The 11,270-nt window shown below is 47.3% G+C and carries 7 protein-coding genes and 1 pseudogene; 5 read left to right on the top strand and 3 right to left on the bottom strand.

The genetic code is table 11. The annotated features are described in order from the left end of the window. A pseudogene (locus tag ACXIT9_RS13515) lies at positions 1-279 on the bottom strand (transposase); the annotation flags it as partial. Between the two features lie 746 nt (positions 280-1,025). Between ACXIT9_RS13515 and ACXIT9_RS13520 the strand changes: the two are divergent. Then, the gene (locus ACXIT9_RS13520; protein ID WP_458056774.1) at positions 1,026-2,285 is read left to right on the top strand and encodes a S8 family peptidase; all 1,260 of its coding nucleotides are present in this window, start codon (positions 1,026-1,028) and stop codon (positions 2,283-2,285) included. A gap of 314 nt (positions 2,286-2,599) precedes the next feature. Beyond that, a complete protein-coding gene (locus ACXIT9_RS13525; protein ID WP_458056775.1) occupies positions 2,600-5,461 on the top strand; it encodes a M16 family metallopeptidase in 2,862 nt (953 codons plus the stop codon). A gap of 96 nt (positions 5,462-5,557) precedes the next feature. On the opposite strand, the gene ACXIT9_RS13530 is transcribed toward ACXIT9_RS13525, so the two are convergent. Further along, positions 5,558-7,264, bottom strand: coding sequence for a hypothetical protein (locus ACXIT9_RS13530; protein ID WP_458056776.1), 1,707 nt, complete (start codon positions 7,262-7,264; stop codon positions 5,558-5,560). Positions 7,265-7,494: 230 nt separating this feature from the next. On the opposite strand from ACXIT9_RS13530, the gene ACXIT9_RS13535 reads away from it, so the two are divergent. The 3 genes from ACXIT9_RS13535 to ACXIT9_RS13545 are packed head-to-tail and all read left to right on the top strand — an operon-like array spanning position 7,495 to position 10,733. Beyond that, positions 7,495-8,976: a protein adenylyltransferase SelO gene (locus ACXIT9_RS13535; protein ID WP_458056777.1), complete on the top strand. Its 1,482-nt coding sequence runs from the start codon at positions 7,495-7,497 to the stop codon at positions 8,974-8,976. A 20-nt stretch (positions 8,977-8,996) separates the two neighbouring features. Next, positions 8,997-10,094 carry an alpha/beta fold hydrolase gene (locus ACXIT9_RS13540; protein WP_458056778.1) on the top strand — a complete coding sequence of 366 codons (1,098 nt, stop codon included), beginning with the start codon at positions 8,997-8,999 and terminating at the stop codon, positions 10,092-10,094. 21 nt (positions 10,095-10,115) lie between these two features. Next, on the top strand, positions 10,116-10,733 hold the full coding sequence (locus ACXIT9_RS13545; RefSeq protein WP_458056779.1) for an HD domain-containing protein: 618 nt from the start codon (positions 10,116-10,118) through the stop codon (positions 10,731-10,733). Positions 10,734-10,766: 33 nt separating this feature from the next. Here the strand turns inward: ACXIT9_RS13545 and ACXIT9_RS13550 are convergent, their stop codons facing one another. Then, positions 10,767-11,213, bottom strand: coding sequence for a hypothetical protein (locus ACXIT9_RS13550; RefSeq protein ID WP_458056780.1), 447 nt, complete (start codon positions 11,211-11,213; stop codon positions 10,767-10,769). Between the last annotated feature and the right edge of the window lie 57 nt (positions 11,214-11,270).

Consider the following 11,270-nt stretch of genomic DNA (forward strand, 5'->3'; position numbering starts at 1 on the left):
CGTTCTCCAGAACCGTTCTATGAATACATTGTCTATTGCTCTCCCTTTTCCATCCATACTCAGACGAATATTATGAGAGCATACTGCTTTGGAAAAGGCTTCGGAAGTAAACTGGCTTCCCTGATCGGTATTGATGATCTCTGGACAACCCTATTGACTTATTGCCTCTTCGAGCACTTCTTTGCACCATACAGCATCCATGCTGTTAGCTATCGACCAACCGACAATTTTCCTGCTGTATACATCAATGATTGCCACTAGGTACATAAAACCCTCAGTTCGAAGATTGGGGAGTATTACACATAGATCCTGTTTCTGAGCAGATGCGGAGACACTCACCCTACAATTTTGTCTTGAACACTCTAGATCAGGTGTATCGATCCAGATGGGATGGTTCCAAATGAATAACCGACAAACGCATTGCGTCAGCAAAAAATTCTATTCTAAAAACTCCAAATCATATTTCAAAAAAAGTGAAGGCTTCCGGAGTCGTATCCAGGGATGCCAAAGTATGAACCGTTTTTAGAGGCATGCTGGCCGCGACCTTGTTGCCCCTGATTTTCGTTCCTGCCTTATACGTGGTGATTGTCAGGGTGCGCGGTTCCCGCAAAGCGTAAACAAGAAGCAAGCAAAACGCTTCCCATACACTGTTGGCTTTCCAAATAAAAATTGGCTTGCGTTAAATATTTAAAAATAATCTATCTATTAAATTCAAAATAAACTTTGGTTGATTAACTAAGAGTATGATTTTTAAGGATTTTACAGGGAATGACTGGTGTTTTCCCAGCAAAATTTCTGGCTTTGAGCGCGTAGAAGGAAAAAAAAGCGAAAAAATATTTTGCGTTTTGCAAGCTTATAAATGCTTTTCGTCTGCATTATTCTGTTTTTAGTCCTTAATTAAGGGTTTAATTTCATTTTTAAGTGAATAAGGCGTTTGGAATCGGCTGTATTTTTTTATTACTTGTAGAACCTTTTTGCAAAAAGCCCATGTACAAAATTTTATTTCAACTTAAATCATCTAACGAATGTGTTTTAAACATTTATCTAAACCAGCCATCGGCTTGGCCTTTTTAGCTTTTATTGGTTTTAGCTGTACGGAATCTCTTTACCCGGAGGATTCTTTAACTGAAACGGCACTGGTAGAAGAAGATCCAAATAAGAAAATTATCCCTAATCAGTTTGTCGTGGTGCTCAAGTCCAATACCATGCAGACCGTTGAGATGTATCAAGCGCGTGTAAATCCTGACGTTCGCGATGGGAGGGAAGCGCTCTATGAAAGTTTCCGCAAGGACATGAAAGAAGAAGTGCAACAAGCCTTCCGCTTACGTGAGGAGCAAGTGCTTGATGTCTATGGTGCGGCACTTGTCGGCTTTTCTGCACAATTGGATGAAGCCCAATTGGCCGAATTACGTACCGATGAGCGCGTAGACTTTATCGAAGAGGATTTTGAAATTGAGTTGTCTTACTCCCTTGGAATGCCAAGTTATTTTGATATCGCTGCACCGATGCAAACAGGTCAAGTCACTCCGTGGGGCATTACCCGTATTGGAGGTGCTGTAAATGCTGCTGGATTAAACCGTTGGGCCTGGGTAATCGACTCGGGAATCCAGTTGAACCACCCTGACTTAAATGTGAATACGCAGTTTGCACGCTCTTTTGTCCCAGGCCTTTCTTCTGCTACAGATCAAAACGGTCATGGAACGCACGTGGCGGGTACAATTGCCGCCATCAATAACAACTTTGGGGTCATTGGTGTGGCAGCTGGCGCAACAGTCGTTCCCATTCGTGTTTTTGGAGCCACCGGAGGATCAGCAAATTCTGTGATCATCGCGGGAATCGATTATACAGCTCAGAATGCTTTGGCAAACGATGTCGCCAACTTAAGTTTAGGTGGGCCTGCTTCTTTAGCCACTGATAATGCAGTTCGTAACTTGGCGAATCAAGGTGTTTTCGTAGCAATCGCTGCAGGTAATGAGGCTCAAAATGCCAATAATGTTTCTCCGGCACGCGCCACAGGAACACGTTTGTATACGGTTTCTGCCTTCGACATCAACAATAACTTCGCTTCTTTTTCTAACTTCGGAAATCCGCCGATTATCATCTCGGCTCCTGGAGTACAGATCAACTCCACCTGGATCAACAGTGGCTACCGCGCTATCAATGGTACCTCTATGGCAACGCCTCACGTAGCCGGTATTTTGCTAGCGAATAATGGTACCTTACGTTGGTCAGGGTTTGTCAATAACGATCCGGACGGAAATCCGGATCGTATGGCAAGAAGATAATGCGTACCCTGCCTTTAGCTTTCTAATTTAATTTGGTATAGTTTATTTCTTTTAAGGAGTGTCAGCGGAGTCGCTTGGCACTCCTTTTTTTGTGACATGTTTGTTTTGCGACATACACTGCTAGCTGAGGTAAGTGAACCGATGACACAGTGACTACTGTGGTAAATTTTTTTTTCTCACGCTTTATTAGTAGTCTTTTTTCTTATTTTGTTTATCATCAAAAAGAATTATTTTTGGATGGCATTCTATGATATGTGGAATTTATTTCCTTTTGTTTTCTATGGTTTACTCATTTTGAATTTTAAATGCATGACATGAAAAAATTGATTTTATTCCTTATTCTCTTGCCTTTTGGGGCTTATGCGCAGCAGATGCAGGTAGAGACGTATCGACTACCGAATGGTCTAAGCATTTATTTACATGAGGATAAAACCAGGCCTGAGGTGTTGGGTGCGGTAGTGGTAAATGGCGGCACGATATGGGATCCGGCAGACGCCACAGGGATGGCGCATTACCTAGAACACATGCTGTTCAAAGGCACGAGCCAAATGGGGACCGTGGATTTTGAGAAAGAATCGATTCACCTCGCTAAAATCGATTCGCTCTACGAAGAGCTCGGAAAGACAAAAATCGAAGAGCAGCGTAAGGCGATTCAACTTCAAATTAATGAGGAGAATTTGGCTGCTGCCGAATTTGCTGTGGCTAATGAATTCGACCGGCTGATCAGCAGTATAGGTGGAAGAGGCTTGAATGCCTTCACCTCGCATGACATGGTCATGTATTACAATACTTTTCCCCCACACCAGTTTGAAAAATGGTCAGAGATTTATGCCCATCGATTTAGCAATCCCATTTTTCGCCTCTTCCAGTCGGAATTAGAAACCGTTTACGAGGAAAAGAACATGGACATGGATGATCCCACTTTTAAGTTTTTCGAAACCTATAATCGAGCCTTTTATAAAAAGCATCCTTATGGACAAAGAGACATATTAGGAGAGGTAGAAGACCTGAAAAATCCATCTCTAAAACGTATGTATGAGTATTACCAGACCTACTATGTACCGGCGAATATGGCCTTGATCATCAGTGGGGACATTGATATCGAGCAAATTAAACCCATCATAGCTGAAAAATTTGGGCAGTGGAAGGAAGGGGAAAAGCCAAAACGAGAATTTATAGCGGAAGCTGATTTCAAGGGCAAGGAAGTGATGAAAGGAAGGTACCTACCCATAAAAGTAGGCGTCGCAGGCTACAGAACCGTACCTGTGGGACATCCGGATGAAGCAGCGCTAACGGTGCTAAACGAGCTTTTGAGTAACTCCAGCCAAACGGGATTATGGGACAAGCTTACGCTCGACAATAAGCTGCTGGCCGCGGAGATGGAAGCCGACATTCAAGTGGAACATGGGCGCACGCTCCTCATTTTTGTGCCCAAAATCATCGGTCAGTCTTTGAAAAAGGCTGAAAATTTGATGCTCGCCGAATTGGAAAAGCTGAAGTCCGGAAGTTTTGATGAGCAGCTGGTAGAAGATATCAAGCTGAACTACACCAAGCGGCAACAACTCAACCTTGAGTCTAATTTTCAGAAGACGTACCTGTTGGCCAATGCCTTTATCAGTGAACGTCCTTATGAAGAGGTGTTGCGGCTTAATGAACAAATTCAAAACATGACCAAGGAGGAGATCATCGCCTGTGCAAACAAATACTTTGGGGAAAACCGCCTAGTGCTCTACTCACGCACGGGTTTCCCTAAAAAGAACAAACTCCCCAAGCCTCCTTACACCCCTGTAAGTCCGAAAGGCACCGAGTCCGCTTATGCGAAAGCATTTAAAGAAATTCCAGAATCGCCTCTAAGCCCTAGCTTCCTAGATGTATCCCAAGCCGTTCAAATCACGGAGTTGAAAGACTTGGTTCAGCTCTATCAGGCAACAAATCCAGTGAACAGTATCTTTAGTTTTGCTGTTAACATCCAAAGGGGAGATCTTCTTGATCCTAAATTAGATTATCTCGCTTCCATGTTGAATTCAGCTGGCACAAAAACAAAAAGCAGAGATGAGTTTAAGGCAGCCCTGGCGCGCTTGGGTAGTAGTTTGTCCATCTATAGCTCCGATACGCAGTTTACGATAGCCATGCAGGGTCTGGAGGAAAACCTAGAAGCTAGCCTCTATTTGCTGCAAGAGCTTTTGGAACAGCCTGTTTTTTCTGAAGTGGGAAAAAAGAAATACCTTTCTGGAGTGCGTTTTGAGCGTAAAATAGAAGGTAAGGACTTGGATACTAAGGCCGATATGATCAGCGATTACCTCATTTATGGAGAAAATTCACCTTACCTTACCCGTTTGTCTCTTAAAGAAATCAAAGCACTTCCCTTTGAGGCACTACAGGAAAGTTTGACCCAATTACTGGCCACCGAAACCGTGTTGACTTACGTCGGCAATACACCGAACAAGGAGCTAGAAGCCATGCTGCAGCGCTCTCTAGCATCGCTGCTGTCTGGAACCGAGCCTAAGGTCATGGAAGAACGCAGTTTAGCGACACCGGAAAAGCCTACCGTGTTTTTCGTCCATGTTAAAAAGGCCATCCAAACACAGATTTATTTTTTAAGCGAAAGTAAGCGGAAGCGAACTCCCGAAGACCAGTATGCCATTAATGCCTTTAATGAGTACTTTGGCAATAGCATGTCGGGCTTAGTGTTTCAGGAAATCCGCGAATTCCGCTCACTAGCCTACGCTACCTATGCGCGGCTGAATAACGGCTCCATCAGAGGAGGAAATGCCTTCACGATCGGATTTGTAGGCTGTCAAGCGGATAAAAGCGTGGAAGCCATGCAGGTTTTCAAGGAGCTGCTGAAAGAGCTTCCCAAGAAAGAAGAAAGACTGCCCGAAATTCAAAAATCCCTGATACAGACGGCGGCCTTTTCCAAACCTTATTTTCGCAGCATGCCGCAGACGATCTACAGCTGGCAACAGTTGGGTTTTGACGGTGATCCGAATCAGTCCTTTTACGAGCAGTATCAAAACCTCTCATTTGAAGCTATAGAAAATGCCCATGCTACTTACATAGCGGGTAATCCACTCAGCTTCAGCATCGCAGGCAATAAAAAAGCCATGGACCTGAGCGCCTACGAAGCTTTTGGTGAGGTAGTTGAAATGAGTCTAAAACAAATTCGCAAAAAATAAAGAGAACTGAAAAGAGGGCGCCATCCAAAAGGATAGCGCCTTCGTTTTTCTGAACGCTTGTGTGCGCTGTACAAGTGCCAGCAAGCATGAAAAAATTTACCTCAGTGCTTGTACCACACCCTGAATAAAGAGTGCTGTACCCCGCGTGTCTTCCAGTACATTGCCCAGCATTTCGAACTCCTGCTGGTGCTTGATTTCAAAAGTGCCACCTCGTATCAAGTTATTGTTAAAACGATTTCCACTCCCTTTTTTAGCGCCATAAAAGGTGCGAATGGCAAAACTCTCTTTGCAGTTGGTGACCACATTGCCCTCGACCGTGTTTTGAATCGCATGGTTGAAAAAATCAGGCCGCTGGAGCCCAAAACTGCCAAATGCAGCAACATGGATGCCTTGGCGGCAATTGTCGACGCGATTATTCAAGACAGCATTTCCATAGCTGGCTCCCCATAAAGAAATGGCATGTCCGGGCTGATTTGCATTCGGCTGCGTATCACGGACTTCATTTCCTGCGATGATACAGTCAATGGCCCCCGTGTGCACACCGATTTCAGCGCCGAGGAGGTCTTCGGCCGTATAGGTTTCGGTCAAGAAGAGACAAATGCTTTGCCCCTCTGGGGCAAAATCCATAATTTCCGTATACTGATAGGCTAAATTTCCACTTTCGATGACGAAAAGAAGGCCGCGAATGTCTCCGATAAATTCGCTATCGACGATGCGGTGCTGGTAACCTCCTCCTTGTTTTTTAGGCTCCACGAAAACGAGGTCCTCACAAAACACACAAGTTCCCTGAGGCTTGCCGTCCACTAGCCAAGGTTCCACTTTCTTCACGTAGGATTTACAAATAACCGGCACGAGCCCAACATTATTCCCAAAACTGTCGATACTTATAGACTCTTCAGCGCATCCCGTGACGATATTGTGCGTAATTTCTGCACCTCTGATCAGGGCACGGCGCTGCGTCGCAATTAAAATACCGGTGATGTTGGCGCCTCGCACAGTATTATTGTCTATGCGACAGCTGCCCCGGAAACTGTTGATACGTATCGGATGAGAAGAGCTACCTATCTCGAAGGTAGAGTGGGCGATATGCACCTGGTTAGCGCGCTCTATCCAAATACCAGCATAAATCGCCATGCATCGTAGTGTCAGCTTTTCTATGTACACATCTGCCGCTTCATCCATGATGAAGAGTAAATAGCTGGAGCTTTGTGTCATGCGGTGGTAATGCAAGCTTACGCGATTGATGAACACGCTTTCGAAGCGACGGAGTGAACCCGCTAAGGGAACAATATTGTGACAGGAAAGATCCTCTAGGCGACAGTGAATGGCCGGAAGGTCTCGCGAGGGGGCCTGGGTCATGCCGAGAAGTATCGTTTCCGACTCTCCAGCACCTTTTATGAGCGCGGGTTGATTTTTCTCAAAATAAAAGAGCGTGTTTACTCCACCTGTCTGCACATGAACGTAGGTGCCTTTGGGAAAAAAGACCTCCTTGCCCCGAAAGTCAAAACCCTTAAACATCTCTTCCGACACATAGGAGGCTACTGGTTCTACACGAAAACTTCCTCCATCATCTTTTAGCAGATGCGGACCTGTACGGGTAAACCGAAATTGAGTGGGTTGACCTTTGGTCAAAATGGTAGGATAGCTCACATCTCCCGTCTTTTCTGCCCAAAGCAGGTAATAGCTTTTGGTGGATTGAGGCTGTATCTCTAGCTCGCTATGAAAAGTATCCACAAAACGATAGCCCTGGACTTGAGCATCAATGGGTCGGATGCCAAAAGTATGTATAGAAATACGCTGCATAATGACTTGAAAAAGAGTTGATTATACTTAAATTGACCACTGGTCAGAGTTGTGCTTTAAAGGAGTACACCAGAAGAGTTGACTAAAATACCGATTTATCTTGGCTATGTGCTGAAAGTTTGCGAAAGATTTGTCTAAATCGTTTAAATTGACCCCAGCAATAAGGATAAGGAATTATTTCAATTTCAGACCTGTTTGTGGAGCGTACACAACATGCATTTTATAAGCCTATGCCTACAGTAGAAGAGCGTCCTTTTCCTGGTTTCCACTGGGACACGAGTTTTGAGCAACTTCCCTCGGGGCTGTATAGTCGACAAGACCCCAGCCCGGTACATGCGCCGAAACTGCGCCTATGGAACAGTGCTCTGGCACGGTCGCTGGATTTCGAAGCGATAGACTTTCAGCGTCAGGAGGAAGTGGAGCAATTGGCAGCCATTTTCTCCGGCAACCAAGTTCCGCTGGGCGCTCGACCTTTGGCGCAAGCCTATGCCGGACACCAGTTCGGAAACTTCACTAAGTTGGGCGACGGTCGCGCCCTTTTACTGGGAGAGCATCTAAGCGCTTCGGGGCAGCGTGTGGATGTGCAGCTGAAGGGCGCCGGCATCACCCCTTATTCACGAGGTGGCGATGGACGGGCTACACGGAAGGCCATGCTGCGCGAATACCTCATTTCGGAAGCCATGCATGCACTCGGGGTGCCTAGCTCCCGCAGTCTCGCGGTAGTCGAAACAGGCGAAAAGGTCTGGCGACAGGAAAAGGAAGCTGGGGCCGTGTTGACACGGGTGATGAGCAGCCACTTGCGCGTCGGCACTTTTCAGTATGCACGCCACTTTTTAGATAAAAAAGCTCTCCAAGCTTTGCTGGCCTATACCATCGAGCGGCATTACCCTGAGCTGCGAGAGGCCTCGAACCCAGCCCTTGCCCTACTGGAAGCCGTTATGGAGCGCCAAATAGCGCTGGTTGTTCACTGGTTGCGGGTAGGCTTTATCCACGGAGTTATGAATACCGACAACATGAGCATCTGTGGAGAGACCTTTGACTACGGTCCCTGCGCTTTCCTAAATGCTTATGATCCAGCAACTGTGTTTAGCAGCATTGATACGCAGGGACGGTATGCCTTCGGCAATCAGCCCGGCATCGCTCAGTGGAACCTTGCCGCTTTAGCAGGTGCACTTCTACCGCTGATAGATGCGGATGAAAAACAGGCAACAGAACGTTGCACGACCTTGCTGAATGACTTTCCGCGCCGTTTTACAGCAGCGCAGTGGGACATGTATGCGCAGAAGATGGGCTTTTCCGGTCGCCAAGCAGCCGGTGAAGGGCTCCTGCAGGATTTCTTGGCCCTGCTGAAACAGTATCGCCTGGATTATACACAAGCCTTTCTCGACCTGGGAAAGGCACTTCAAGATCAGCCGCACGCCTTTCCGACAGCCCTAGAGGAGTTCCTTCAGACCTATAAAAGCCAGCTCCTGCAGCAGAGCAGCATCGCGAAGGCACTCGAACTGATGGGTCAAGTAAACCCTCAAGTGATACCACGTAACTATATAGTAGAAAGGGCCTTATATGAGGCCGACCAAGAGGATGATTTCACCTTATTTGAAGCGGTGTTAAAGCGATACTTGAAGCCTTACATGGCCCATGATGAAGATACGTTTTATCAGTTTGTACCGGAAGATGCGGACCTAAACTATCAGACCTTTTGTGGTACATGAAAAGGGGTAAGCGATCTGCCATGGGGAATGTTCCTAACAGCCGCATGCGCCGTCTAGTAAAGGTGCTGGGTCTGCTGTTGCTCGGTATACTGGCTTTACCGCTCTTGCTTTATGGCCTTTTTTATCGTGCGGAAAAGCCCTTGGAAAAATTAATGCCGGTCTATTTTGACCCAGCAAGCCATGCTTTTTTAGCTGTAGGAGAGGAGCGCCTTCATGTGCGGATGCAGGGCGCCGGCACGGAGCATGTCCTGTTACTCCATGGCAGTTTCAGCTCCTTACATACTTGGGCAGGCTGGGAAGCGCAATTGGCAAGGACTTTTCGGACGCTGAGCGTAGATTTGCCAGGGCATGGCCTCACAGGGCCTTCGGCCCAAAACTGCTACAATTCCAGCTGTTATGCTGCCTTGCTTTGGGAGATGTTGGACCAATTACACATAGAAAAAGTACATGTGGTCGGCAAGAGTATGGGCGGTGGCGTGGCCTTGGTCATGGCCGAACAGGCACCAGAGCGCATCTTAAGCCTAGGATTGATCAGCAGCGCCACGCCACGACCTCTTCTGCGCGACTTGCCACAGCGTACTGAAGCCGAAGCAGGTGCTTTGCCTTCAGCGCGGGAAAAGGAAGTAGCCAGCTCCCAAGCCAATAGCAGAACGCCCGCCGCCCCATCGCTCTCCTCCGGAGGTGCGGGCAGCCGGCCCCTAATTTTTCGTCTACTCGAAAACCCTACCTGGAGCGGCCTGCTCAGCAAAGCGACTCCTATGTTTTTATTTCGTATGAACTTGCGACAGGTCTTTGCACAGCCCGAACGTATCACGGATGAACTGGTCACGCGCTATTACGATATGCTGTTGCGCGAAGGAAACCGCGCCGCCACGCTGGCACGTTTTCGTAGCGGTGGAAGTCCTATGATCGACTACAGCGCCCTCAGCGTCCTCCCTGTTTGTATCATGTGGGGAGAGAAGGACCGCTGGATTCCTGTAAGCCGTGGAAAATGGCTTAGCGAAACCTTGCCACAGGCCTCCTTTACGGTTTTTCCTGATGTGGGGCATGTAGCCATGGAAGAGATCCCGGAAATTTCCGCTGCGCACTACCTAGATTTTCTTCGCACTATTGAGTAACTTGTCCTCAAAAAGAGATCCATGGATTTACGGTTAGGAAGAGATACGTTTGGAGATACACGACATGCAGGCCAGCTGATGGATTTAGCGGAGGCGCATCAACTCTTACGCGAATGGGTGCTCAACCCGCGTTTACTTTTTCATATGGAGCAGGTCGGGCACTTGATGAAATGCTGGGCCTCGGAGCGCGGCTACAGCGAGGAAGCCATTCATCTCTGGCACCTGGCGGGGCTGCTCCATGACGCAGACTGGGATCAGTATCCGGAGCAGCACTGCGCGAAAATAATTGCTGAACTGGAAAGAAGAGAGCAGGATCCCGCCTTGATGCGAGCCATAGCAAGCCATGGGCCTCGGTATTTTGGGGTGGAACCCCAAAGTGAACTGGATAAAATGCTCTATGCCTTCGACGAGCTTTCCGGGCTAATTCATGCCTATTCCCTTATGCGACCCGAGGGTTACACGGGAATGGAAGTGAAAGGCGTAAAAAAACGGCTAAAGGATAAAACCTTTGCCGCACAAGTGAGCCGTGCTGATATTCAGGATGCTGTAGGGCGCTTATCCATAAATTTGGAGGAGTTGATCCAGTTTATAATCGACTGGCAGCTGCAAACGCCCGAGGTAGCTCAACAGGAGCGCTGAGGCTAGCAGGTGGGCAGTGAGAAGAAAAAGTGTTTAAGAACGCTGACTGCGGTACTGCAGGTACATCGTCGTGATGTGTGCTTCAGCCGTCTGGATACTTTCGATCGCTAAATCCGGCTGGATGCCAAAGCGCTGGATATGGGTATCATTTGCCAGCCAGAGCTTGGGGTTCATGCTGCCCTTGGCCTCGAAAATGGGCTTTGTCGTCGGAATAAGATTTTCAGTCGCATGCAGCATTTGCATGATAGTTGCCATGTCCAGCTCCCTTCGAAACGCTTCCAACAGCTCCCGCTCTGAAAAGATATGCATAAAACAAAAGGCATCATCCGGAAGCAGCAGCTTACCAGTCCATGCGTCTCGAAAAAGGGGCACGAGCTGCCCATTAGCCCAGGCTTTTTCCCAGTGCTTTTGGATCGCCTTCTCATACAAAAAATGGAAGGGGGATGCTTGTTTTATACTATCTGTATGTACGTGGTCCACATGTAACTAAATCTCCTCAAAGAAACACTTTTTCTTTTTATGAGACTATTAGCATGT

This window comes from Nitritalea sp., assembly GCF_054166705.1.

What these genes read in the sequence shown, in the direction of transcription:
- ACXIT9_RS13525 (WP_458056775.1), top strand. Translation starts at nt 2,600, where the DNA reads ATGAAAAAATTGATTTTATTCCTTATTCTCTTGCCTTTTGGGGCTTAT.
- ACXIT9_RS13545 (WP_458056779.1), top strand. Translation starts at nt 10,116, where the DNA reads ATGGATTTACGGTTAGGAAGAGATACGTTTGGAGATACACGACATGCA.
- ACXIT9_RS13535 (WP_458056777.1), top strand. Translation starts at nt 7,495, where the DNA reads ATGCCTACAGTAGAAGAGCGTCCTTTTCCTGGTTTCCACTGGGACACG.
- ACXIT9_RS13530 (WP_458056776.1), bottom strand. Translation starts at nt 7,264, where the DNA reads ATGCAGCGTATTTCTATACATACTTTTGGCATCCGACCCATTGATGCT.
- ACXIT9_RS13520 (WP_458056774.1), top strand. Translation starts at nt 1,026, where the DNA reads ATGTGTTTTAAACATTTATCTAAACCAGCCATCGGCTTGGCCTTTTTA.
- ACXIT9_RS13540 (WP_458056778.1), top strand. Translation starts at nt 8,997, where the DNA reads ATGGGGAATGTTCCTAACAGCCGCATGCGCCGTCTAGTAAAGGTGCTG.